Source organism: Runella aurantiaca (genome assembly GCF_003339505.1).
Taxonomy (GTDB): Bacteria; Bacteroidota; Bacteroidia; order Cytophagales; family Spirosomataceae; genus Runella; species Runella aurantiaca.
The window spans coordinates 458,455-482,488 of the sequence record NZ_QPIW01000001.1 but is presented as its reverse complement, the minus strand read 5'-3'; the positions used below and the strand labels follow the sequence as shown (position 1 = coordinate 482,488).

General features: G+C 45.4%; 19 protein-coding genes and 1 tRNA gene. 13 read left to right on the top strand and 7 right to left on the bottom strand.

Annotation, left to right across the window (positions count from 1 at the left end):
• Position 1: 1 nt before the first annotated feature.
• Positions 2-1,213: a glycine C-acetyltransferase gene (gene kbl, locus DVG78_RS02105; RefSeq protein ID WP_114459404.1), complete on the top strand. Its 1,212-nt coding sequence runs from the start codon at positions 2-4 to the stop codon at positions 1,211-1,213.
• Positions 1,214-1,368: 155 nt separating this feature from the next.
• Here the strand turns inward: kbl and DVG78_RS02100 are convergent, their stop codons facing one another.
• On the bottom strand, positions 1,369-2,856 hold the full coding sequence (locus tag DVG78_RS02100; RefSeq protein ID WP_114459403.1) for an arylsulfatase: 1,488 nt from the start codon (positions 2,854-2,856) through the stop codon (positions 1,369-1,371).
• Positions 2,857-3,052: 196 nt separating this feature from the next.
• On the opposite strand from DVG78_RS02100, the gene dtd reads away from it, so the two are divergent.
• Positions 3,053-3,505: a D-aminoacyl-tRNA deacylase gene (gene dtd / locus DVG78_RS02095; RefSeq protein ID WP_114459402.1), complete on the top strand. Its 453-nt coding sequence runs from the start codon at positions 3,053-3,055 to the stop codon at positions 3,503-3,505.
• Positions 3,506-3,685: 180 nt separating this feature from the next.
• Positions 3,686-4,351, top strand: coding sequence for a tyrosine-protein phosphatase (locus tag DVG78_RS02090; protein ID WP_147276957.1), 666 nt, complete (start codon positions 3,686-3,688; stop codon positions 4,349-4,351).
• Between the two features lie 18 nt (positions 4,352-4,369).
• On the opposite strand, the gene DVG78_RS02085 is transcribed toward DVG78_RS02090, so the two are convergent.
• On the bottom strand, positions 4,370-4,972 hold the full coding sequence (locus DVG78_RS02085) for a DNA-3-methyladenine glycosylase (protein WP_114459400.1): 603 nt from the start codon (positions 4,970-4,972) through the stop codon (positions 4,370-4,372).
• A gap of 139 nt (positions 4,973-5,111) precedes the next feature.
• On the opposite strand from DVG78_RS02085, the gene DVG78_RS02080 reads away from it, so the two are divergent.
• From DVG78_RS02080 to DVG78_RS02065, 4 genes are all read left to right on the top strand, one after another.
• Positions 5,112-7,283, top strand: coding sequence for a T9SS type B sorting domain-containing protein (locus DVG78_RS02080; protein ID WP_114459399.1), 2,172 nt, complete (start codon positions 5,112-5,114; stop codon positions 7,281-7,283).
• A gap of 214 nt (positions 7,284-7,497) precedes the next feature.
• A complete protein-coding gene (locus DVG78_RS02075; RefSeq protein WP_158549946.1) occupies positions 7,498-7,923 on the top strand; it encodes a hypothetical protein in 426 nt (141 codons plus the stop codon).
• 147 nt (positions 7,924-8,070) lie between these two features.
• On the top strand, positions 8,071-8,388 hold the full coding sequence (locus tag DVG78_RS02070; protein WP_229598105.1) for a type II toxin-antitoxin system RelE/ParE family toxin: 318 nt from the start codon (positions 8,071-8,073) through the stop codon (positions 8,386-8,388).
• Between the two features lie 4 nt (positions 8,389-8,392).
• On the top strand, positions 8,393-8,719 hold the full coding sequence (locus DVG78_RS02065; RefSeq protein ID WP_114459396.1) for a helix-turn-helix domain-containing protein: 327 nt from the start codon (positions 8,393-8,395) through the stop codon (positions 8,717-8,719).
• A gap of 79 nt (positions 8,720-8,798) precedes the next feature.
• On the opposite strand, the gene DVG78_RS02060 is transcribed toward DVG78_RS02065, so the two are convergent.
• Positions 8,799-11,744 (bottom strand): DEAD/DEAH box helicase, encoded by a 2,946-nt coding sequence (locus tag DVG78_RS02060; RefSeq protein WP_114459395.1) that lies wholly within the window; start codon positions 11,742-11,744, stop codon positions 8,799-8,801.
• Between the two features lie 321 nt (positions 11,745-12,065).
• On the opposite strand from DVG78_RS02060, the gene DVG78_RS02055 reads away from it, so the two are divergent.
• Complete coding sequence (locus DVG78_RS02055; RefSeq protein ID WP_114459394.1) at positions 12,066-12,908, top strand: AraC family transcriptional regulator; 843 nt, start codon at positions 12,066-12,068, stop codon at positions 12,906-12,908.
• A 137-nt stretch (positions 12,909-13,045) separates the two neighbouring features.
• Here the strand turns inward: DVG78_RS02055 and DVG78_RS02050 are convergent, their stop codons facing one another.
• Positions 13,046-14,263, bottom strand: coding sequence for a pyridoxal phosphate-dependent aminotransferase (locus tag DVG78_RS02050; protein ID WP_114459393.1), 1,218 nt, complete (start codon positions 14,261-14,263; stop codon positions 13,046-13,048).
• 86 nt (positions 14,264-14,349) lie between these two features.
• Between DVG78_RS02050 and DVG78_RS02045 the strand changes: the two genes are divergently transcribed.
• Complete coding sequence (locus DVG78_RS02045) at positions 14,350-14,826, top strand: methylated-DNA--[protein]-cysteine S-methyltransferase (RefSeq protein ID WP_114459392.1); 477 nt, start codon at positions 14,350-14,352, stop codon at positions 14,824-14,826.
• Between the two features lie 87 nt (positions 14,827-14,913).
• Here the strand turns inward: DVG78_RS02045 and DVG78_RS02040 are convergent, their stop codons facing one another.
• Positions 14,914-15,468: a fasciclin domain-containing protein gene (locus DVG78_RS02040; protein ID WP_114459391.1), complete on the bottom strand. Its 555-nt coding sequence runs from the start codon at positions 15,466-15,468 to the stop codon at positions 14,914-14,916.
• A 626-nt stretch (positions 15,469-16,094) separates the two neighbouring features.
• Here DVG78_RS02040 and DVG78_RS02035 point away from each other — a divergent pair.
• Positions 16,095-16,658, top strand: a complete 564-nt coding sequence (locus DVG78_RS02035) for a helix-turn-helix transcriptional regulator (protein ID WP_114459390.1) — start codon at positions 16,095-16,097, stop codon at positions 16,656-16,658.
• A gap of 131 nt (positions 16,659-16,789) precedes the next feature.
• On the opposite strand, the gene DVG78_RS02030 is transcribed toward DVG78_RS02035, so the two are convergent.
• Positions 16,790-17,941, bottom strand: a complete 1,152-nt coding sequence (locus DVG78_RS02030) for a cysteine desulfurase family protein (protein WP_114459389.1) — start codon at positions 17,939-17,941, stop codon at positions 16,790-16,792.
• A gap of 113 nt (positions 17,942-18,054) precedes the next feature.
• Here DVG78_RS02030 and DVG78_RS02025 point away from each other — a divergent pair, with 113 nt between their 5' ends.
• The 3 genes from DVG78_RS02025 (at position 18,055) to DVG78_RS02015 (ending at position 23,108) form a co-directional block, all read left to right on the top strand.
• A complete protein-coding gene (locus tag DVG78_RS02025; RefSeq protein WP_114459388.1) occupies positions 18,055-20,565 on the top strand; it encodes a hypothetical protein in 2,511 nt (836 codons plus the stop codon).
• On the top strand, positions 20,480-22,876 hold the full coding sequence (locus DVG78_RS02020) for a hypothetical protein (protein WP_147276955.1): 2,397 nt from the start codon (positions 20,480-20,482) through the stop codon (positions 22,874-22,876). The genes DVG78_RS02025 and DVG78_RS02020 overlap by 86 nt, the downstream gene beginning before the upstream one ends.
• 159 nt (positions 22,877-23,035) lie before the next feature.
• A tRNA-Phe gene (locus DVG78_RS02015) sits at positions 23,036-23,108 on the top strand.
• 127 nt (positions 23,109-23,235) lie between these two features.
• Here the strand turns inward: DVG78_RS02015 and DVG78_RS02010 are convergent.
• The gene (locus DVG78_RS02010) at positions 23,236-24,018 is read right to left on the bottom strand and encodes a response regulator (protein WP_114459386.1); all 783 of its coding nucleotides are present in this window, start codon (positions 24,016-24,018) and stop codon (positions 23,236-23,238) included.
• Positions 24,019-24,034: the final 16 nt, after the last annotated feature.

Genomic DNA, 24,034 nt, shown 5'->3' with positions numbered 1-24,034 from the left:
CATGTACGGAAGCATCAAAGAAGACCTTCAAAAAGAATTGGCCGCCATCAAAGAAGCGGGCCTTTATAAAACCGAACGCATCATCGTTACGCCCCAATCTTCCGTGATTGCGGTGCAGGACGGACGCGAAGTACTGAATTTTTGCGCCAATAATTACTTGGGACTTTCCTCTCACCCAGAGGTGATTCAGGCCGCCCACGAGGCACTCAATACCCACGGTTTTGGGATGTCGTCGGTGCGGTTTATTTGTGGCACGCAAGACATCCACAAAGAACTCGAACGCCAAACGGCAGAGTTTGTCGGAGCCGAAGATTGCATTTTGTACGCGGCGGCATTCGACGCCAACGGCGGAGTTTTTGAACCGTTATTGGGCGAAGAAGACGCCATCATTTCCGATGAACTCAACCACGCTTCCATCATCGACGGTATCCGTTTGTGCAAAGCCAAACGTTTTCGGTACAAACACAACGACATGGCCGATTTGGAAGCGCAACTTCAAGCCGCTGCCTCCTGCCGACGGGTATTGATTGTCACCGACGGCGTCTTTTCGATGGACGGCACCATTGCACAGTTGGATAAAATCTGCGATTTGGCCGACCAATACGGTGCCATGGTCATGGTAGACGAATGTCATGCCAGCGGTTTTATGGGCAAAACGGGCCGTGGCACGCCCGAGCACAAAAACGTATTGGGCCGCATCGATATCATCACGGGCACGTACGGAAAAGCCCTTGGCGGCGCGTCGGGTGGGTTTACGGCGGCGCGGAAAGAGATTGTGGAATTGTTACGCCAACGTTCGCGGCCGTATTTATTTTCCAATACATTAGCACCTTCCATTGTAGGCGCTTCGCTCAAAGTGTTGGAATTGCTGCGGGCCTCGACCGCCCTGCGCGACAAGCTCGAAGCCAACACGCGTTACTTCCGCGAGGCCATGACCGCCGTTGGGTTTGATATTTTGCCCGGCGAACATCCGATTGTGCCCATCATGCTTTACGATGCGCCATTGGCTCAAGAGTTTGCCAAACAATTGTTGGAAGAGGGTATTTACGTCATTGGGTTCTTTTATCCCGTCGTGCCCAAAGGCAAAGCCCGCATCCGCGTACAGATTTCGGCGGGGCATGAGCCAGCACACCTTCAACGTGCCGTGGCGGCGTTTACGCAAGTGGGACAAAAATTAGGCGTAATTCCAGTGACCGAAACCGTAGAAAATTAACGTTCACACTGTTCCTATCAACCCCAAGCCGGGCTACCTACGTAGTTCGGCTTTTTTGATAGATAAAAAATAGGATGGATAGTAACGTTGGTTTCTCAAAATCAACGAGAGGGTTGCTCACAACTCCGCGAAATCTCCCAATTAAACATAGCACTTTATTCCCCAAATTTAGGGCTCACAAACTCCCATTCTTTAAGATGCGAGGGCACATGCTCTCGCTGTAAGATGGCGTCAAATTGGCGCAATAATTCAGGATACTGCGCGGCTACATTGGTGGTTTCACTTTCGTCTTTGCTTAAATCGTACAACTCCCAAGGGCCTTTACGATTTTTACGAACGTTGGTTTTTACGGCTTTCCAATTGCCCATCCGAATCGCCAATTGCCCGCCTTTTTCGGGATATTCCCAATAGATAAATTCACGTTTTTTCTGTTTGTCTTTTTGCCCCAACAAGGTCGGTAGAAATGGCACGCCGTCTGTGTCCAACGGTTGTTTATATCCTGCTACTTCGGCCAGCGTTGCCATTACGTCGTACTGCACCGACACGAGGTCAGTCACTTTTCCGGCGGGAATACGTCCCGGCCAACGTGCAATCATCGGCTCCCGGATGCCGCCTTCGTAGACATCCATTTTTAACCCCCGCAGGTTAGAAACACTCCTAAAAAAGGCCGCTTCTACCCCACCGTTGAAGGTAGCACCGTTGTCGCTCGAAAACATAACAAGGGTGTTGTCGTCCAGTTTCAGTTCTTTCAACAACTGCATCAACGCGCCCACTTGCTTGTCCATATGCGTAATCATGGCCGCATACGTAGCGCGTGGATGAGGCGTGGAGGCATAATTTTGTTGTCCCAAATACGGTTTTTCTTCAAATTTTCCGATGTATTCCTCCACCGCCGACGCGGGGGCTTGCAACGAAACGTGCGGAGCCGTAAAAGGCAAATACAGGAAAAAAGGCCTATTTTGGTTTTCACGCACAAAAGCCAATGCCTTTTCGGACATTTTGTCGATGGCGTAGTCGTTGCCACGATAATAGGCAAACGCTTCTTTAGTGGCAGTTTCGGGCGTTAGGCGACGGTGAACATCAATGTAGGTATTGTTTAAAGGAACCGATTTTCCGTTTTCCCATAAGTGCGTAGGATAAAAATTATGGGCCTGTTTTTGGTCTAAATACCCATAAAAATAATCAAACCCCTGTTGGTTGGGGTTGCCAGTGGTATTGGCCATGCCCAAGCCCCATTTGCCGATGCAAGCGGTTTTGTACCCCGATTGCTGCAACATCCGCCCAATGGTAAACGTGCCCGGATACAGCGGCATTTGTCCGCCTTCTAACGAATCGGCAAAGCCGCCCAACTCATAATTGCCACGAATGTATGAATGCCCCGCGTGTTTTCCAGTCAACAATTGGCACCGAGCAGGCGCACACACGGGTGTACTTGTGTAGTGTTGCGTAAACCGAATGCCTTCAGCGGCGATTTTATCAAGGTGCGGCGTGCGGATTTTCTGTTGGCCGTAGCATCCAAGTTCGGCGTAGCCCATGTCGTCGGCATAAATGTAAATAATGTTGGGTTTATTGGCTGGAGGCATAAAACTTACCGACACGTAGCCGACCGCAAGAACAAAAGCAAAAACTAGGGCGCGAAACATAGAGAAATAAATGGGTGAATGAAACCTTTAAAATAAAGGCAATTTACCCCAATTGATACTCACAAAACCTCATTTCTAACTAAACTACTATGGCTCATTTCGACGCTATTCGGGTGGTTTTACCCCATCTTATGATTAAATATTTAGTACTTGAACGTTTTTAGCCTTTACTTTGCACTTTACAATTTTATCCTTAATGATTGCAGTCATTCAACGCGTGTCGGAAGCCTCCGTCACCATAGAAGGCCGAATAAACGGCCAAATTCAACAGGGTTTTTTGGTACTTTTGGGTATTACGCACACCGATACCGACGAAGATACTGAATGGTTGGCCAAGAAAATTGTCGGTATGAGAATCTTCTCCGACGCCGAAGGAAAAATGAACCTTGACCTCAAATCCATTGACGGCAACATACTGCTTATCAGTCAGTTCACACTACACGCGAGTACAAAAAAAGGCAACCGCCCATCGTTTATCGAAGCCGCGCGGCCCGAAGTCGCCGTTCCTTTGTACAACCGAATGATTCAACGCCTTGCGGAAGAACTGGGTCGCCCAATTCAAACAGGTGAATTTGGGGCCGACATGAAAGTATCCCTGCTCAACGACGGCCCCGTCACGATTGTGATTGACTCCAAAAATAGGGTTTAATTATTTCGGAAGATTATCGTACTTTCATCATTTAAAACCCTTCGAGTCTCCCCATTCATTTGAGTAAAAACAGACGGGAATTTTTAAATTTATATTTCCAATTCGTTCTTAATTATGTCTTTTCTTCAACGTCTATTTTCCGGAAACACACACCGAATTTTTAAATGGCTAGCGACCGATATGCACTCCCATTTATTGCCCGGAATTGACGATGGAAGCCCCGATATGCCCACCACGCTCCACTACCTCACCGAATTGGAGGCGCTGGGGTATCAAAAAGTGATAACTACGCCGCACGTAATGCGGGAATTATACCCCAACAAACCCAACAACATCAAGGCCCTCGCCGCTAGGGTAAACGAGGAAATCACCGCCGCAGGTTTGAAAATTAAACTGGAGGCGTCGGCTGAATACATGCTAGACGATGGGTTTGATACCCTGCTGGAAAATGACCAGTTGATTCCCATTGCCAACCGCTACGTGCTGGTTGAAATGTCGTACGTGGCACCGACGCTTAATTACGAAAACACGATTTTTAAAATTCAGGCGCAAGGCCTGATTCCGATTCTGGCCCATCCCGAACGGTATAATTATCTATCCATGAACGACTTTGAGCGAATAAAATCGCTCGGCTGTTTGTTGCAGGTAAACTTGCTTTCATTAGTGGGTTATTACGGAAAACACACCCAAGCGATGGGTCAACAACTTGTTCAGAACAAACAGGCGTCTTTTTTAGGAACGGATTTGCACCACAGCCGTCATTTGGAAGCACTCAAGGGAATCTCTTCGCACAGCAAATTAGTGCGCCTGATTGAAAATACCGAGTGGTTAAATGCGAAACTTTAGGATAACCACTCACGGCAATTATTTTTTACTCACAAAGCGGTTTCCTTTGATGTAAAAACGATACGGCAAATCTGCCCCTTGCGTAATGCCGATGCGCGTCGTGGTTACCACCTCAAAATCAGTCTGTTTTGGGGGAGTAATGTAGAGAGCATCGTCCAAAAGCGAGCTACCATTGTGACCCGCGAGGCTAATTCCCATGGCCTGCACCAGTTTTGCCGGCCCGCTGCAAAGTTCACGTAGCGAAAACGCCATCGACTTGTGCCACTTTCTTTCTGCCCGTCGGAGTTCCATCAATTCAATCCCCTCGGTAGGTTCCAAAGCGCGAATCAACACCGCTTCCCCTTTTCCTTCTTCGGCACTGACGATGTTGACGCAGTGATACATACCATAAATCAGGTACACATACACCGAACCTGCCGGGCCAAACATGGCAGCGTTTCGTACCGTTTTTTTTCGGTAGGCGTGGCAAGCGGGGTCTCCTGTCAGGTAGGCTTCGGTTTCTACGATGATGCCCGCGGTGCGCCCTTCGGGACTTTCGTGTACCAACTCACAGCCCAACAGCTGTTTTGCCAAAGATAATGTTTCGTATTTTTGATAAAATTGAAGGTCCAAACGTTGCATAAATAAATGCCTTTTTAGCGCAAATTTTGCATTTTTTTTATAACAAACCCTTGAATAATTCTGTTTTTAACTTTGCCGAGTAGTCACCGATGTTTATCTTTTTTTGTTAAATTTGACATTCGGTCTCAATAAACAACGAATGCGCTACTCTATTTTTTTGGCCTTTGGTTTGGTAGGTTTGTGTTTGGTGGCACAGGCTCAACGCATCTTTGGAGGGCAGATTGACCGGCGCTATCAGTCTACAAATACTGCCTATGCTTATGAAGTGGGCTGTACTTTCTTTGCCGACCAAGCGGGTTATGAAGCCCTCCCGAATCGTCTCCGTTTTGGCATTTATCGAAAAAAAGACAATGAACTAATTGAAACGTTTTTTGCCGACAAAAGCAAAGACATAAGCGGTACAAAATCAGCCACTGCCTGCAACAAAAGCGAAAAGACAGACTATATATTTGTCCATTACAACCAAAGCTTAATTCTCAAACCCGATAAATATTCTGACCCCGACGGTTACTACATTATTAACAATCCCGTCGGCAACCGAAACCCCACCGAAAACGTCGTATCTTCCAACATTGTACTCTATCATTGGTTTTCACCTCAGTACCTATGGGAATATTTTGATACCCTAGAACCGGGTAAAACCACGCCGCAGTGGACCCCCGATTCATTCAATTATTTTTGTACCAACGAAAACACTAATTTCAGTCTCCAAGTAGGCTCCAATCCGATCAAAACAGGCCTAGGACTCGGAAATTACACCATCCTTCTCCAAAACACCTCTCCACTTACGGGTGATTCAACCGCCAAAGTTCGCTACCGAACCGTGGATTGGAAAGCGGGATTCTCCCAAAATCAAATGTTGCCTGGGGGGAATTTTTACCTGCCGAACATGTTTTGGATCACCGCCCAAGGAATTGCTAATTTATCCATCTCGGCAAAACCTACCAAAGCAGGGGTCTACTCCGTCGGTTTTTTAATCAAACACAGCCGCAACGGTGTTCCGTTGAGCGAAATATACCGCGAATACCAAATCAAAGTGGAAGATTGCCTTACGCCTCCGCCTGCCACCATTCGAATCAGCGAGGTGAATCGCCCCAGCGCCGTGGCTTCTGCCAAGGTCTGCGATGGCAAAGCCGTTCAGCTCAATGCAGGGGCCAGACAGCCTAATATTACTTACGAATGGTTCAAAGACGGGGCCGTGATTGCGGGACAAAAAGATTCTATTTTGGTGGTAAAAGAAGGTGGCGCCTACACCGTAACGTTGACAAAAAAAGGGGCCTGTAACACCAATACCTCGTCGCCTGCCTTCATCACGATTGTGCCCAACCCAAAAGTGTTGATTGAATCTTCCGTGCCAAGCGGCTTGTTGTGCTCTGGTGGCTCTCTAAAACTATCGACCTTGACCTCCGAGCCATCGGTCAAGTTTCAATGGCTTCGCGATAGTGTGGCCATCGCGGGGGCAACTGATTCAACCTTTAAAGTAACGCAGATAGGGCAATACGCCGTAGCCATTACCGACCAAAACGGCTGCCAAGGGCAATCCACTCCGCTAAGTATTAGATTGGATAGCACCGTTAAAGTAAGCATCAACGTGATTCCCGTCAGGTGCAGCAATGACACGAATTTAGTTGCGTTGATTGGCACGCCAGCGGGGGGTAAATTCAGCGGTGATGGTGTGAACAAAAATGCCTTTTCACCCAAAAATGCGGGCGTGGGAGCGCACCCGATTTCTTACCTACTCGACGACCCCAAGGCCTGCCTAACGGGCACCGTCATCGAGACCGCCGTTGTGCTCGCCTCGCCTCCGCTCGAATTGGGTCCCGACCAATTCATTTCATCGGTTGGGGGAGTGCAGTTGAATCAAAATAACGCACTGGACGCCTCCAATGGCTTTAATTTTCAATGGACGCCCGCCTTGGGGCTGTCGTCGTCCGCCGTTGCCAGTCCTTACGCAAACCCTGAGCAAACCACCTCATATCAACTCACCGTCAGCAGTTCCAATGGTTGTACAAGTAAAGATACCATTACGGTCAACATCGTGCAGGGGGTCTATATTCCCGATGCCTTTACTCCCAACGGCGACGGAATCAACGATACTTGGGAGCCCCGAGGATTGGAGGAATTTCCAGCGGCTGAAATCAAGATTTTTGACCGGTGGGGACACGCCATTTACAATTCTACAAAGAACAACAAACAGCCTTTCGACGGTACATTCAACGGGATTTCGTTGCCGTCAGGAAACTACGCGTACCAAATTCGTACCCAATCCGAAGGGCATATCTTTCGGGGGAATTTGTTGATTTTGAGGTGAGTTTTTTGAGGGGGTATTGCAATCTGTGGTCTTTCATATACTTTTTTAACGGTAAGCAAAGACATGCTCAAACTTTTAGACAAAATAAGACCCAGGCCAGGAATGTATATCGGATATCACAGTCCGACTCATCTTGATTCTTTTCTATCAGGTTTTTCTTTCGCGACTAATTTTCAATCCTCGGAAATTGAACAACCCAACTTTGATGACTTCCATGACTGGATGGATTGCCAAAAGACTAAATTATTATGAGTCGACAAGTGGTTGGGCGCATATGATTGAGGACCAACGAGAAGATAAGGAAGAGGCCTTATGGCTATTCTTTGAACTGCTTGACGAGTTTAGAGGCATTTCACATGAGGTAATATATTCAACTGATTATTTACCCCATTACAAACTTGATACCAGTTGGCGCGGCCATAGCAGGCAGAAAAAAGTTCGTGGAACTTTTAAAGCAGTTCCAAAACCGCGACCAGCTACATTAATTATCAGGAAAATGATTTTAGAGGAAAGTTGGTATTCCCTCATTGCATTGAATGAGAAAAATGAAATCTTAGATATTAGAACTTCGCTTGATTTAGGGAATATTTATGAGCGGGGGTTGAGCATTTATGGTATAGAGTTCGATAAGTGGAAATAAAAACGAGTACTAATAGGGTTTTTGCATCCGCTTAAAAGTCGACCTACGACCAACATTGCAAATTTTTGTTTCCAAATTTAGAAACTTTACTTATTTTAGTGACGTTTATCATCTACATTACAAATGAGGTATTTTGAGACAAGGTTTATGGAAGAAGCAAACGAGTTTATAGGTGAGCTTGACCCAAAGACCATCAAAAAAATATTATACAATATTGATCTTGCTGAACAGACGAACGATCCGAAATTGTTCAAGAAACTACAAAATGACATTTGGGAACTTCGGACAAAATTTGCAGGACTTCAAATCAGGTTGCTTGCATTTTGGGACAAGTCAGACAACAAAGCAACACTGGTAATTGCTACCCACGGTTTCATAAAAAAGGTTGATAAAGTGCCAGCGAATGAAATTGTCCGAGCAGAAAAGCTGAGAGATAGGTATTTTCAAAATAAATCAAAAAAGTAATCATATGGCAACGGAAGAAATCAAGACCTATTCACTAACCGAAATGAAGGACAGTTATATCGGCAAAGTTGGGACCACTGACCGTGACGAATACGAATACGAACTTCGCATGGATGTGTTGGGGAAAATGATTAAATCTGCGAGACAAAAACGCCACTTGACACAGGAAGAACTTGGTAAACTCGTTGGGGTGCAGAAGGCTCAAATTTCTAAACTGGAAAGCAGTGCTAACAGTGCGACAATTGATACCGTTTTAAAAGTTTTTAGGGCATTGAAAGCAGAAATTAATTTTAACGTAAAACTCGAAGACGATTTTGTTAAACTCACCTAACAGAAAAACCAAACGCATAACAGCACATTGACAATAGGGAAGTTCCAGGCTTCCCTTTTCATGCCAAATCTGCGTCACCCTACGCCAACAAATCAATAATATCCTCTTTGGTCAGGGATTTTACAAAGCTTTCTTCGGTGGTAATCAGTTCGTTGAAAAGTTTTTGCTTGCTTCGCTGCAAGTCCAGAATTTTTTCTTCTACCGAGTTTTTGGTAATGAATTTGTAGGTAAAAACGGTCCGTTGCTGCCCAATGCGGTGGGCGCGGTCAATGGCCTGCGCCTCAATGGCCGGGTTCCACCACGGGTCCAAAATAAATACGTAATCGGCGGCTGTGAGATTCAAGCCCAAGCCCCCCGCCCGGAGCGAAATGAGGAAGATTTTTATTTCATCATTTTCCTGAAAAAGTTCTACTTGAGCCTGACGGTCGGTCGTGGAGCCATCCAGATACGCGTACCGAATGCCGCGCGTATCCAGATAACGCCGTAAAATGGTAAGATGGCGAATAAATTGACTGAATATCAACACCTTATGGTCTCCTGCCAACAACTCTTCCAACTTTGCTTGAATTTCTTCCAACTTGCCCGATTCGCCCTCATATTCTTCATCAATCATGCGTGGGTGATTGGCAAGTTGTCGCAGCTTCGTCAACCCCTGTAATACTATAATCTGCGACTTGGCAATGCCTTCTTCCTCAATCTGTTCTAAAATATAGTTACGATAATACGACTTGGTCTCTTCGTAGCGCTGCTCCTGCTCCTCCACCATGTCGCAATAATGGACACTCTCCACTTTGGGAGGTAAATCCAAGGCAACCTGCGACTTATGCCGGCGCAACAAAAACGGTTTTATCAGGGCATACAGCTTTTGCGAGCGCTTTTCGTCGTTGTGTTTTTCAATCGGCACCTGAAAATGCGACCTAAAATACGATTGACTACCCAACAAACCGGGGTTCACAAAAGTCATTTGCGTCCACAAATCCATGGTCGTATTTTCGAGTGGCGTTCCCGTTAAAATCAACCGATTGCGGGCATCCAACTGCATCACAGCCTTGGTAATGTGCGACGATGGGTTTTTGATGGCCTGCGATTCATCCAAAATAATGTAATGAAATGGATAGTTTTTCAGCATATCGATGTCAATACGCACGATGCCGTAGGAGGTCAGAATCAAATCGTAATCGTCGAACTGACGAGGATTTTTATCGCGGTAAGTGCCAGTATAGACCAATACCCGCAATTGGGGCGTAAAACGTCGCGCCTCCAGTTGCCAGTTGTACAACAGCGACGTTGGCATCACCAGCAGCGAAGGTCGATTGGCTCCTTTCTCTTTTTGGTACTGCAACAGGGCCAAGGTGGTCACGGTCTTGCCCAAGCCCATGTCGTCGGCCAAACAACCGCCAAAACGATAGCTATTCAAGAAATTAATCCAGTCATACCCCGCTTTTTGATACGGGCGCAAGGTACCCACAAAACCTTCGGGCAACGGATTTTCGTCGATTTCCTTAAAGTCGCGCAGTTGTTCCAATTTACGGCTCATGATTACCTTGGCGAGGCTATCTTCCGCAAATTCCTGAACGAGGGCCAAGTGGTGCTTACGCAACAAAAACTGCTGACTGTCAGGGTCATATTCGGCAAATGCAAACAGTTCGGAATACGCCGTCAGCCACGCTTCTGGGATAATAGCTATCTCACCGTTGGGCAACGTAAATTCCTTTTTACGGGCCAAAATCAGGTTTTTAAGCTTTATAAACGGAATCTCAAACTCTCCGAAACGTACCTTGGCGTAGATGTCAAACCAATCGCGACCTTCTTCAAACGAAATATCAATGGAGGAATACCCCAAAAAGTACTGCTTCCCGTTTTCGGCACTCTGCCGAATCTGAATTCCCGCTTCTTTCAACGTAAAATGGTGGGTTCTGAGCCATTCAAAGGCCTCGCTTCGGGCCATTTTTTTGCGCCCCTGCAACATATCCAACCCCAAACCTTTGAGCAACAGCACCTTGGCTTTTTCGACGCGAATGTCCCGCCTCACTTTATGAAAGAGGTAAGAATCTCCGCTTTTTTCTAAACTCACGTTGGCATTGGCCGCAAAACTATCAAATTTAAACAAGAAATTTCCGTACCGAAACGACAATTCAAGCACTACTTGCGACGTGTCGTCGGTGGCAAGGGTGTCGTCATCATCCGTCGGTTCAAACAACGTGGCCACCTTATTTGAAGTGGACGTCAGCTCCGTCAGATGCAGAATGGGAATCAGCTCGGCGGTCTCGTATTTTATCTCAAACCCATCGGCATACACTTCATAAGCCGCCACCAAAGGCACCACAAATCGCTGGAAATACTGCTCTTCGACCGTGCGAGGAATAATGATTTGGGGTTTGGTCAAAAACGGGCGTATTTTTTTCCCATCCACCGATTGGTCAAAATGGTATAATTTGTCCTGAATCAACAGCCACGCGGGTTCATCACAGACCAGCAACGCATTCTGATTTCGAATATTCAGGCGTTCGCCCGCATATTTTATGTTGGGATAATAATGCGTATTTTCTTCGTTCCGCTTAAAATGAAAATAAACTTTGGCCCGCTCAGGCATCCATTGAATTTTTTTCCAAGCAGGATTTCCGTCGGAGCCCATCACGTACAAATCCTTGGATTTCAGGCGCTCCAGTATATCTACTTTCCACTTTTCAATGTAGCCCGCAATGGCCTCTTGTATCTGTTTGTCACCTTTTTGGGGGTCGTATACTTTCAGAAAAAAATCTAATGCGGGGAGTTTTTTTGGGTTGAATTTTTTAAAAATGGTATCCTGCTGAATCGCATCAATGGCCTTCACCAATTCAAAATCATTTTCATCTAATCCTTTCGAAAATTCAGCCACATTTTTGGAGGAAACAATCTGATTTAGCAGCGTGAGTTCACCTTTTCCATTGACCTGCACTACGTAAGACCCAAACAAATACCCGAGATACTCGTGCTGAAAAAGAGAATAAACAATTGAAAAAGGCTGAGTAGTAGCGACTTTCATACTAAAATTTTACCGAACAAAAGGAAGAGATTTATCCAAAACCTACATCCAAAAAGTAGAGCCACTTTTCGAACGTTTACAAATATACGCCCGGAGTACCTTACAAACAAGTATTGAATCCAACTAAAAGAAAAAAGCGACCGAAGCCGCTTTTTTCTGATATCATCATAGGTTTTTAGCGAGAAAAGTAGTGTGATTGCTTCTCTGACAACGATACAAATGTCGCCTTTTCTTTCTTAAAATAAATATACCCTTTTTTCCACAATTTGTTCTGTTTTAACATTTTGACAATATTTGTGTAAGAATACGCGACAATCAAGCATGAAAACCGAGTACGAGAACATCACCCCCGACAAAGGAAGCTCTTTTAAAGTACTGCGCTGGCGCTCACATGAAGATCGTTTTTTTTGGCACCAACACCCCGAATATGAAATCGTTTATATCCACAAAGGCACAGGAAAGCGGCACATCGGACAGCACCTTTCGCACTTTGAAGAGGGCGCTTTGATGTTTATTGGCCCCAATATTCCGCACCTCAATTTTGGTTATGGTGCCGACAATGAGCACGAAGAAATTGTCATTCAGTTACGCCATGATTTTCTGGGAGAATCTTTTTTGCAAAGTCCCGAACTTCACGCCATCAAACGTCTTTTTGAATTGTCGAAACAGGGCCTCAATTTTCACGGAAAAACCCAACGAAACGTAGCCTCACAAATGTTGCGGATGCCGTCGCTCAATTACTTTGAACGACTCATTCAATTATTACTGATTTTGCAGGAATTGGCTACCACAAAAGAATATAATTTGCTCAAAATAAACGGAATTTCGTACGAGCACAGCCACCGGGAAGAGGCCCGTATCCGACAAATCTATGCGTTTGTCGAAAAAAACTATCGCAGTGAGATTGATTTACAGACCGTTGCCGATTTGGCCAGCCTGACCGTCCCTTCGTTTTGTCGTTATTTCAAAAAAATAACCCAAATGACTTTCACCGATTTTGTGAATGAGTACCGGGTAAAACAAGCGTGTAAGATGTTTACCCAAAACCCGTCGGTTACGGATGTGTGTTATACCAACGGGTTTAATAACCTTTCCCATTTTACGAAAACCTTTAAGTCGGTGACGGGTAAAACACCCAGGGAATACAAGAAGGAATTAGTTTAATGATGCGGGGTGACGCGGGTTGCTCACAACCTGCGTCGAGGTTTCTCAAAACCTCGTTTTTGAATTTCTCAGATTCTTTAATAAACACAAAAGGGCTGTCTCAACGTATGAAACAGCCCTTTTACTGTGCAATTTATTTAGTTCAATTTCGCTACTGCTTCTTTGATTCGGCGACAAGCTTCTACTAGATTCTCATCAGAAGCCGCCGTTGAGATACGAACACACTTCGGAGCGCCAAAACCAGAACCCGCTACGGTGGCGACGTAGGCTTCATTGAGCAACCAAGTGCAAAAATCATCGGAGTCTTTGATGACAGTAGTCCCGTCAGATTTGCCGAAGTATTCGCTAATATCAGGGAAAGCGTAAAAAGCACCCTCGGGCATATTTACTTTGAAGCCTGGAATTTCTTTCAGTAGTCCCACCACCAAATTACGACGACGCTCATAAGCTTCGCACATTTCTTTAGCGGCATCTTTCGGCCCAGAAATTGCGGCCAAAGCGGCGCGCTGAGAGATAGAACCCGTTCCAGAAGTTACCTGTCCTTGGAGTTTTTCTACCCCGTCGGCAATCCATTTAGCGGCACCGATGTAACCGATGCGCCAGCCCGTCATGGCATAACCTTTTGCTACTCCGTTGACGGTAATAACGCGGTCGTGGATTTCGGGAATAGAACCGATGCTGAAATGACCTTGTGGAGTAAAGTTGATGTATTCGTAGATTTCATCGGCCAACACAAATACATTTTCGTGTTTTGCAATAACGGCGGCCAACGCGCGCAATTCAGCTTCAGAATAAACCGAACCCGTCGGGTTGTTGGGAGAAGCAAACATCACGATGCGCGTGCGCTCCGTAATGGCCGCCTCCAATTGGCTAGGCGTTACTTTAAAATTATTTTCAAAGCTTCCGTCAACGACCACCGATTTACCTTCCGCCAATTTAACCATCTCGGAATAGCTCACCCAGTAAGGGGCTAAAATAACCACTTCGTCACCGGGGTTGACCAATACCTGAATCACGTTGGCCAAAGAGTGCTTGGCTCCCGTTGAAACCACAATATTTTCGGCCTTCCAATTGATGTTATTTTCGTTTTTGAACTTATCGGCAATGGCCTTACGCAAATCAGCATAACCAGCCACGGGCGAATAGCCGTGGTAACCTTCGTCAATGGCTTGCTTTGCAGCTTCGCAGATGTGCTTAGGAGTCTTGAAATCGGGCTCACCGACGCTCAAGCTAATCACTTTATGGCCTTGGGCGGCCAATTCACGCGCTTTTTTGGTCATCCCTAAGGTAGAGGATTCTTCCAGCGCAATAATGCGGTCGGCCAACGAACCGGCCGTTTCAACAACAGCAGACATATTTGGTGGTTTAAAAAATTCGCCGCAAAATTACGATTCTGTCCAAAAACTTCCTATTTTTATTTAAAATTTATCAACCCAACCCCATGTCTGTTGCATATTTGCAAACACCACTCGGCATTGCGTACATTGAAGGAGATACCGACGGCATCCAAGTTGTTAGCATAAAAGATGGTACTTCTCTCCCTTCCAACCATCCTATACCAGAAGATTTAGCCCCCGCCATTCAGCAACTGACCGATTATTTCAATGGTAACAGAACAGTTTTTGATTTGCCGCTCAATCCACAAGGCACAGACTTTCAGAAACGGGTTTGGCAAGAATTACTCAAAGTACCCTATGGGCGAACGGTATCTTATTTAGATTTATCCCGCCGTTTGGGCGACGAAAAAGCGATTCGGGCCGTAGCCGCTGCCAATGGCAAAAACCCTATTTGGTTGATTATTCCCTGCCACCGTATTATCGGCACTGACGGTTCGCTCACGGGTTATGCAGGTGGACTTTGGCGCAAAAAATGGCTGATTGAATACGAAAAAGGAGGATTACAAGGAAGCTTATTTTAAGACTATGATTAAAACGTAAAAAAAGCAACGAAGAACATATTTGCTCCTCGCTGCTTCTTCAAACCTACTCCTAACTTTACTCCCTAACTACGCACCTGCACCTGGCATTACCACGGTGTCGATCACATGAATGACGCCGTTGCTTTGGTACACATCTTTGATGGTTACGGTCGACATACCGCCTTTTTCATCCGACAAAATCAATTTCTTCCCTTTCATCATTGCTTTCAACGTACCACCCTGTACCGTTTTGAAAGTGGCTGTACCTCCACCTGCTTTGATGGCCTCCGCAATTGCTTTTGAATCCATTTTTCCAGCCACTACATGATAGGTCAAAATGGTGGTCAATGTTCCTTTGTTCTCAGGCTTTACCAATGTTTCAACGGTTCCTTTGGGCAATTTATCAAACGCTCCGTTGGTGGGAGCAAATACGGTAAATGGACCCGCACTTTGTAAGGTTTCGACCAAACCCGCTGCTTTTACGGCGGCCACAAGGGTAGTGTGGTCTTTTGAGTTCACGGCATTTTCAACGATGTTTTTAGAAGGATACATCGGCGCTCCACCTACTTCTACGGTTTTTTCTTGGGCAAAAGAAGCGTTGATGAATAACGCCGACACGAGCAACATTGCGATTTTTTTCATGATTGTTTTTAAAATAAATTAAGTTTTTACAATTGGTTAGTATGTGTAATTTGACTTACAAACAGACTTACGGGAATCCTCTTTCACTTAGATTCAGCAAGGCCTTTTTTTTTCAAATCTCCCTATATCTAAAATACACAAAATGTTGATTTTCAATACATTAAACAACAAACTCTTTTAGGGATATACCAATGGAGCCCTTCAAACTAGAGCGGAAGGATTGAATAATTGCGAATGACGGTAAAGGGCAACAAGGGAACGCAAGCCCTCAACATTGAAAAAATGGTATTAGAGATTCTACAAATAATGCGGTTATAAATTGCTAATCAGCAATTAACACTCCCTGCAAGAATGAATCTAGCATCTCAAAATAGTTCTAACAGAAACTCGGGGAACAATCATTTCTTTCTTGAAATCAACGCCATGGTTAACCAGAAGAAATGGTTCTTTTAGGTCTAATTTTTTCAAATTTTCGAGGAAAATAACGAGCCGTATTGTATAAAATTACGGTTTGTTCCCTTTTGGCGACCTCTCGTACCCAATTTGTATAAAAAAGTTGACGATTAGCATATTTTTTGGTCACAAGGATGGTATAAAACAATTGTAAAATTAACGTCAACAGAAATATGGAAGGAACTAATTCAGTAATAGGGACTCAGTCGCATCCGCTCTATGTAAACATTCATATTGAAAGTAAAGAGTTAGCGATGATTGTGCAATTTTTATTGCAAAGCAATATCTATTTTAAGGTGGTCTCCCCCTCCTCAAATAGTACGCAATTGGAGAAGAGCAATGACTCACCTTCCAATTCTTTAAAAAAATCAGTAGTTAAACATCCTTTAAGTAAGTACAAAGACATTGAAAAAGTAGACTCTATACTTGACAATCACCTTGCGAATGGAAAAAACCCAGATATGCAGCAAGTATCTCAATCACTGGGGCTTTCAATTTCAGTTTTTAAACGTATTTTCAAGGAGACGTATGGAATGTCATTCTATGAATACTATTTGAGCAAAAAAATGACATATGCTGCAGAACTTCTTTTGAAAGGATTAAGAGGAGGATTAGTGTCAGAAATGATAGGTTATTCCCAACCAATCAAATTCACTAAAATGTTTAAAAAACACTTTGGAATAACACCTAAAAAATACCAATTACAATACAAGAGCGCTAGTGGAATAAGTTTATAGTACCAACAATAAGTAACAAGAAAACCTAAACAAGAAATTAATCTGCAACGAACTACACTCACAGAGAGTAAAAAAACATGTTCTATAGAGAGTACTCATTACACAGACATAATGAGTACTCTCGCAAGCTTCTAAACCGTACTTCCTACCCGCATCCGCTCGACTACTTCTACCACATGTTGTAACGTAAAATCAATTTCTTCTTCGGTGCTGAAACGACCTAGACTAAAGCGCAAAGAAGCGTAGGCTTGATCGTCGGTGAGGCCGAGGATTTTCAATACATACGAAGGCAATACCGAGGCGGAAGTACAAGCAGAACCCGTCGAAACGGCAATGTCTTTCAGACTCAGCAACAGGTTTTCGCCGTCAACGTGTTCAAAACAAATATTGGTCAAATGCGCCAAACGCAACGGCGTATTTCCATTGACAAACGTATGAGGAATATTCGCTAAAATACCTTTTTCTAATCGGTCGCGCAGCAAACCAAGGCGTTGGGTTTCGGCGCCCATTTCCTTTTGAGCGAGTTCACAGGCTTTACCCAAACCCACAATGCTGGGCACATTGAGCGTACCCGAACGGCGACCGCGCTCATGTCCTCCCCCATCCATTTGGGCCATAATTTCAACGCCCTGCCGCACCACCAACGCACCGACGCCTTTGGGCCCGTACAGTTTATGCGCCGACAAACTCAGCAAATCAATGCCTTCTTCGGTCATGTCAATCGGCAGTTTTCCCACCGCCTGCGTGGCATCAGTATGAAATACCGCCCCGCCCGCATGGGCTACCGCTGCAATCTCCCTAACGGGTTGAATGATCCCGATTTCGTTGTTGGCATACATCACTGACACCAAAATCGTATCGGACCGCAAGGCATCATTCACTTGCTTTGGGGTAATAAGCCCATGGGAGTCAGGCATCAAATAGGTTACTTCACCACCCAATTGTTCGATATGATGACAAGTATCCAACACGGCCTTGTGCTCCGTAACAACCGTGATAATGTGCTTACCCTTGTACGAATATTTTTCAAATACCCCCTTGATGGCCAAGTTATTAGCTTCCGTCGCCCCACTCGTAAACACCACTTCTTTTAGATTGGCTCGCAACAGTTTGGCAACCTGTTTCCGGGCCGTCGCTACTGCTTCTTCGGCAGTCCAGCCGTAGAGATGTGTACGACTGGCGGCATTTCCAAAGTGCTCAGTAAACCACGGCAACATCGCCTCCAACACCCGTGGGTCAACGGGCGTAGTGGCATTGTAATCCAAATAAACGGGCAAACGCATTGATATTTCGTTATTTTTTCACGAAAATAACGACAAACACCCAAAAATCAAAAGACCAACTACACGCGTTAAATTTACAATTGGCTGTTTATCTTTGTCGCCCCCCCCAAGCAATGAAAACCATCGTCCTTATTTTACTTTATTTATCGCTTCCCCTATTCATCTTTTGGTGGGGATGGTTTGAGTGGTGGGTAGCCCTTCCGCCTTCGCTGGCGCTGGGTTATTTTTTATTTACTTTTTGTAAATCTTCAGAAATTCACCTTCGCATAACGTTCGGCTCAATAGAAATTACCCTGCTTTTTGCCTGCCTGCTTCTTGCCCTTTTCTGGACTTATTTTTCGGGGGTGGGTGGTTTTCGTCCGCAGCATTTTGACTATTATAAACACAACTTGATTTTCAATAACCTGGTCCGCTACGACTGGCCCGTGCGCTACGCCGATGGCTCGTATTTATGCTATTATCACGCGTATTATTTACCACCTGCTTTACTTGCGGGCTGGGTAGGCGGATTGTCGTATGTTCATTACTTTACTTTTGGTTGGACGTGGCTCGGACTTGGGTTGCTTTTTGCACTTTTGTATCGGCTCAACGGCTGGAAATTGGTGTTTTTGTTTTTGTTTTTCAACAGCCCAGAAGCAATTTTACTCATTTATGACGCCTTCAAATCGTCTAATTTTCTGCACTTTCTAAAAGATTTTTGGCAAAACGATCACACCATCGAACTCATCAAATCTCCCGGTGGGTTGTTGTTCCACAGCCACGTTGATTCCTTCATCGCCACGCCCCAACACGCCCTTCCCGCGTGGCTTTCCACCGCTGTTTTATTGACGCTCTGGAAAGAAAAATCAAAAGCACCGCTTACATCTCTTCCTTTTGTCCTAGTTGTTTTTCTGCTTTACTGGTCACCTTTGGTTGCCGTGGGCTTTTTGGGGCTGACACTTTACTTTTCTTTTGTCCAAAAAACGCTCGTTTTTTCTTCATTCTCCAACGTTTTTCGTCTTTTATTCTTCGTAGCTCTTCTTTCCTACCCTGCCCTGATTTTTTATGCTGGACACGTTCCCCTAAATGAGGTCAACGGTTGGTGGTGGAGTTTTTTAAACACACCAAAAGATGCTGTGTTTTTAGTTGTTTTTATCGTGTTGGAAATCGGCATCTGGGCCGTATTGATCGGGATGGGATATAAAAACCAAACGATTTCCAAACGGGATTTCAACCTGTTGCTATGCTCACTACTCATTTTATTAGGCCTAGCTCTTTATCGTTACGGACACTTCAACGATTTGGCCCGACGGGCAAGTTTACCCGCGTTAATGGTGATTTGTTGGGGTCTCAGTACCCTTTCTGTCAAAAAGCCATTGATGATTTTTACGCTGGGGCTATGTGCGGCATTACCGCTAAAACAACACTTCCGTTGGTTGAGCGCACAACCTTATTCTGCCATTGTTGACAAGAAAATCAAGGAATTTACGCCCTACTCCATTCATTACTTGAGCAAATATCATCCCGACTCATTTGACGTAACGGCCCAGTATTTGGGCAAAGCCGATGCATCGTATTTGCGCTATTTTGCGCCCGATGTTCCGTCAAAGCCCAAAGAGGTAACGCGGGCTTTTTATTATTGGAAATCTACCTTTCAACTCACCGATTACGAAAAAAAGGCGTTGCGTCGCTATAACATCCAACGGTTGTACGTAAAGTTTTTTGATGTGGATTGGGATATTTCTACGCGTCAGGCGGTGCCCAAAGCCGCCATTCGTTTTGTCGAAAATCCACCGTTGGAGGTAATTCCTACGGTATTTATTACTAATCGTACCCTTGAAAAACTTTCTTGGGGCGGCGTAGATGAATTGTCAAAAAAAATTGCTGAGAAAATACAGAACCTCAACCCTTCCCCTCTGCTTAGGCAAGGAGAAGAGAAACAGCCCCTTATCCCTTCGGGAGAAGTACAAATTGACTGTGATTGGTCGTTGGCGACACGGGCTAAATATTTTCGCTTGTTGACCCAATTGAAGAAAAACCTGCCCAACAGCACACGGCTTTCGGCTACTATCCGACTACATCAAATCAAGTTTTACCGCACAACCGGCGTGCCGCCCGTGGAGCGTGGGATGCTGATGTACTACAACATGGACGATTGGAAGAATATCAAGACCGAAAATTCCATCCTTGACCTGAATGTGGCGGGGCGCTACGCCGACTACGTATCCGCCTATCCGTTACCGCTAGACGTGGTACTACCCGTGTTTCGGTGGGCGGTGGTGTACCGCAATGGTCGATTTTTACGATTCGTGAATCACCTCACGCATAGACAGTTACAGGCTTACCCCTTCTTTAAAAAATCACCCTTACCCAATGCCTATAGGGTGCTGCAAAACGGCACTTTTTTGGGGATTCCTGTGCGGCGCGGCGACCTGTTTCGGGTGGAAGAAAGTACCCTTGAAAACCTAAAAATAAGTACCCAAACATTAGCGCAGGAAATTCAAAATAGGAAGGTTACATTTGCGTTGTATCACCTAGATTCCCTAAATCTTACCTACTATGCCGTTCCAACTGCCCGCGTTTTTCTCCCGCAAGGGAAAGGGGTTCAAGACCCCGTTCAGCAACTCTTTCAAACCTTCCGCTAAAATCATCGCCGTTCTGTTGTTGTTGGCCTGCGCGGGTGGACCTGCTGATTTAAACGAATTTACGAGCTATTTTCTACCCGAAAGCAGCGACACTCAACCAGGCGACGGGCGGTATCATTACACCCAACAGTTTCTGTACCTCGACGAGTACAGCGATTCGCTGCGCTTGGCTGAAAACACCAACGCCGAAGCATGGGCCAAATACGCTGGCGTTTCCAACGAGATTGCCTATAATTATTTTTATGCAGAAAGCGCCAACAACACCCTCCCCAACCGACTCATGCTGAAGGGAAACAAAGCCGCCATCGCGTATCTGCAATTCGCCAAAACCGTCGATAAGGCCTATCAGCCCGCTACCTATGCATGGGAGGAAAGGCGCAAGGATTCGTTGGTATTGGTGGAATCGTACGAAAAAGCCAAGCAGAGCGCGCGGGTTGCCACTGATGGATTTTTGAAGGAACGATACGGATTTCAGGCCGTAAAACTAGCGATGATGCTCGACCAACCCGACGCTTGCGTCAAACTGTACGACGAGCTCATCAAGCCCCTCAAAACAAAATCGTTTATCAGCGACTGGGCCTACGCCCGGCGCGCCGGCGCAAGCATGGCCATGGGAGATACGGCCAAGGCTATCTACGAATTCGCCCAAGTATTTGAGCGCTGCCCCTCTCGTCGCCGCGAAGCTGATTTGAGTCTACGCATGAAAGGGGTGATGTTTCAGGAAAAAGCATTGACTTATTGCCAAAACGACGCCGAAAAAGCCGCCGTATACGCGCTGTGTGCCATCCAACCGTTTCAAGATGGTTTACCCTTTCTAAAAAAAATGGTGAAACTGAACCCCAAAAACAATCTTATTGAGCTAATTGCCGCGCGGGAAATCAACAAAACTGAATATTATTCATTGGGCGAAATTCCGTACACCGAAGATACGCTGGCCTTTGAAGCGCACCGCAAAGAATCACCTTCTTATTTTGAGCAACTGCAATCATTTACGGCCGAAAGTGCCGAGAACAAAACCCTCAATAATGCGGCATTTTGGTACACCGCCGCCTCCTATTTGGCGTACGTAAACAAAGACTACAATAAAGCGAGCGATTTCCTGACAAAAGCGCAGGCCCAACCCACGCAAAACAACTACCTAAAGCAGCAAATCGCCCTACAACAGATGCTGCTACTGATTGCCAAACAGGAAACCATCACACCCGAATTTGAAACGCAAGCCATCGGTATGCTGGAAACTTTTGGCGGCTCAGACAATTTCCGTCTGGTCAACGCCTACACACGCGCCTGCGGGCTTCTGGCCAAAATGTACCGAGGCCAACCCCTTGACGACAAAAAATCGGGTGGGTTTCTGTCGAGCTGCGGCAAGAAATCCGAAGAGGTTCCCGCCACGCATTTAGCCAAAGCATTTTTGTTGGAAGCCGCCGCAAGTTGGCAGTCACGTCCACAGAACCAAGATTACTCTCCTATTTTTGCGACCAATAAAGACCGCTACGCCATTGAAGACAGCGCTTCGACAGAGAACATTGAGCAAGTAATCAAATACTTTCAGGTCCCAACTCCAACGGATTTTGATAAACGTTTGATGAAACTATCGGGCGTGGATACGGATTATTTGTACGTAGTACTGGGCCGCAAATACCTCGTCCAGCACCAATATGCCAAAGCTGCTGAGGCATTTGTGAAGGTAACCCACACCCACTGGACCGCCGAAACCTCCGTTTTTCCGACTTACTTTGACGAGAACCCCTTTCATTTGACTCCTGACAACGGCGAAAGCAAAAAACATACGTTTACTCCCGCCACGTTTGCCAAACGCATGACGGAGCTAGAAAGCCAAATGAACAAAGGTGACGCCAAAGCGGCCTACCTGTTGGGTTGCGGTGCTTACAATATCGGGTATTGGGGCAACAGTTGGATACTTTCGCAACGGCAACGGAGCAGCGCGGAATACCAGTACATGTACCCACCCCGCGACTTGTCGGGCGAGGACTACTACGTGGTGACCAAAGCCCGCACGTATTTCGAAAAAGCAATGCAAACCAAAGATGCTGAATTGGCCGCCAAAGCCGCTTTTGGGGCCGCCCTGTGCGAGCAAAGCGCCTTCTTTATCTACCAGGCCAATGAAGGCCGTGATTTGGGCTACGGAGAAGACGAACAAACCGCTTTTCAAAAACGCATGAGCGCCGAAGAGAAAAAGCGACTTGGGAAGTACTTTGCCCTGCTGCGCAGCAAATACGCCACCACGCAATACACCAAAGAAGTATTGGAAGAGTGCAGCCTATACCGCGACTTTGTGGGAGGAGAATAAAAAAAAATATTCTCCTTAACGACTGAAAAACAGTACAGTTACCTTTGCAAAGGCACTTTTTGAGAAAAATAATACGTATTTTTTTACAAAAAAAGTTGCGTTATATAATTCACTTCCCTACCTTTGCAGTCCCAAATCAATAGGGAAAGCGACTGAAACGGTGATGTAGCTCAGTCGGTAGAGCAAAGGACTGAAAATCCTTGTGTCGGCGGTTCGATTCCGTCCATCACCACCTCAAAATCAGGCAGTTACGACCAAAAGTTGTAACTGCTTTTTTTATTGGTACAACATAGGTACAACATTTTATTTTTTACCCTCAGTTGAGATCAGATAATATGAGTTTGTGTAGATACTCTATTTCACTTCTTTTTTCGGGAACGAATCACATTTAATCGTTCCACCAATAGTTTATGTCCTCCGTCAGGCAACGCAACTTCACGCCCCCCAACAATAATATGGTTGTTTTCAATTCGATCCAGGTAATCTAAATTGACAGCAATTGAACGTGATATTTTACAAAAATTCTCCGGCAGATTGTTTAACAGGTGCCCAAAACCAACTGACATAAGCAGTGGTTTCTTCGATTGGAGATTTTTATCCGGATACAATCGCAGAAGTTCTTTCTGTGATAAATAAAACTCTGTATAAGGTCCATTCGCATTTAGATAATGTATCCCTTCATGATTGATCCGCAATAGCCTGTTCGGACCATCAGGCACATAAAGGTGATCGGACATGGCAACCACTTCTGAAATATTTTCCTGATAAAAATTATGCAGGGCCAATTCGATCTGCATGGCCAGCTCTGCCGGCCGGAACGGTTTGTGCAGATAAGCCAAAGGTTTAGTCCTCTTGGCTCGTTTAAATGTTTCAGGTTCTGTTCGTCCCGTAAGGTAAATAATGGGTATAGGTTTAATCCTCACTAACTCATGGGCAGTGACAATTCCGTCCGTTTGGTTTTCGCCAAGGGAAATATCAATCAATGCCAAATCCGGAGATTCTTTTACCATGAGTCGTATCGCCGAGTCATGATCGGTCGCTTTCCCGCAGATTTCGTATCCTGCTTCTGTCAGATTTTCTTCAATCGTTAAGGCCGTCAGAGGCTCATCTTCTACAATCAGAATGCGTAACGGGGAATTCATACAAAAGTGCAGTTTT

What these genes read in the sequence shown, in the direction of transcription:
- DVG78_RS02030 (WP_114459389.1), bottom strand. Translation starts at nt 17,941, where the DNA reads ATGCGTTTGCCCGTTTATTTGGATTACAATGCCACTACGCCCGTTGAC.
- DVG78_RS02085 (WP_114459400.1), bottom strand. Translation starts at nt 4,972, where the DNA reads ATGCAACGTTTGGACCTTCAATTTTATCAAAAATACGAAACATTATCT.
- DVG78_RS02055 (WP_114459394.1), top strand. Translation starts at nt 12,066, where the DNA reads ATGAAAACCGAGTACGAGAACATCACCCCCGACAAAGGAAGCTCTTTT.
- DVG78_RS02045 (WP_114459392.1), top strand. Translation starts at nt 14,350, where the DNA reads ATGTCTGTTGCATATTTGCAAACACCACTCGGCATTGCGTACATTGAA.
- DVG78_RS02090 (WP_147276957.1), top strand. Translation starts at nt 3,686, where the DNA reads ATGCACTCCCATTTATTGCCCGGAATTGACGATGGAAGCCCCGATATG.
- DVG78_RS02050 (WP_114459393.1), bottom strand. Translation starts at nt 14,263, where the DNA reads ATGTCTGCTGTTGTTGAAACGGCCGGTTCGTTGGCCGACCGCATTATT.
- DVG78_RS02025 (WP_114459388.1), top strand. Translation starts at nt 18,055, where the DNA reads ATGAAAACCATCGTCCTTATTTTACTTTATTTATCGCTTCCCCTATTC.
- DVG78_RS02075 (WP_158549946.1), top strand. Translation starts at nt 7,498, where the DNA reads ATGACTGGATGGATTGCCAAAAGACTAAATTATTATGAGTCGACAAGT.
- DVG78_RS02060 (WP_114459395.1), bottom strand. Translation starts at nt 11,744, where the DNA reads ATGAAAGTCGCTACTACTCAGCCTTTTTCAATTGTTTATTCTCTTTTT.
- DVG78_RS02020 (WP_147276955.1), top strand. Translation starts at nt 20,480, where the DNA reads ATGCCGTTCCAACTGCCCGCGTTTTTCTCCCGCAAGGGAAAGGGGTTC.
- DVG78_RS02070 (WP_229598105.1), top strand. Translation starts at nt 8,071, where the DNA reads ATGGAAGAAGCAAACGAGTTTATAGGTGAGCTTGACCCAAAGACCATC.
- DVG78_RS02010 (WP_114459386.1), bottom strand. Translation starts at nt 24,018, where the DNA reads ATGAATTCCCCGTTACGCATTCTGATTGTAGAAGATGAGCCTCTGACG.
- kbl (WP_114459404.1), top strand. Translation starts at nt 2, where the DNA reads ATGTACGGAAGCATCAAAGAAGACCTTCAAAAAGAATTGGCCGCCATC.
- dtd (WP_114459402.1), top strand. Translation starts at nt 3,053, where the DNA reads ATGATTGCAGTCATTCAACGCGTGTCGGAAGCCTCCGTCACCATAGAA.
- DVG78_RS02065 (WP_114459396.1), top strand. Translation starts at nt 8,393, where the DNA reads ATGGCAACGGAAGAAATCAAGACCTATTCACTAACCGAAATGAAGGAC.
- DVG78_RS02100 (WP_114459403.1), bottom strand. Translation starts at nt 2,856, where the DNA reads ATGTTTCGCGCCCTAGTTTTTGCTTTTGTTCTTGCGGTCGGCTACGTG.
- DVG78_RS02040 (WP_114459391.1), bottom strand. Translation starts at nt 15,468, where the DNA reads ATGAAAAAAATCGCAATGTTGCTCGTGTCGGCGTTATTCATCAACGCT.
- DVG78_RS02035 (WP_114459390.1), top strand. Translation starts at nt 16,095, where the DNA reads ATGGAAGGAACTAATTCAGTAATAGGGACTCAGTCGCATCCGCTCTAT.
- DVG78_RS02080 (WP_114459399.1), top strand. Translation starts at nt 5,112, where the DNA reads ATGCGCTACTCTATTTTTTTGGCCTTTGGTTTGGTAGGTTTGTGTTTG.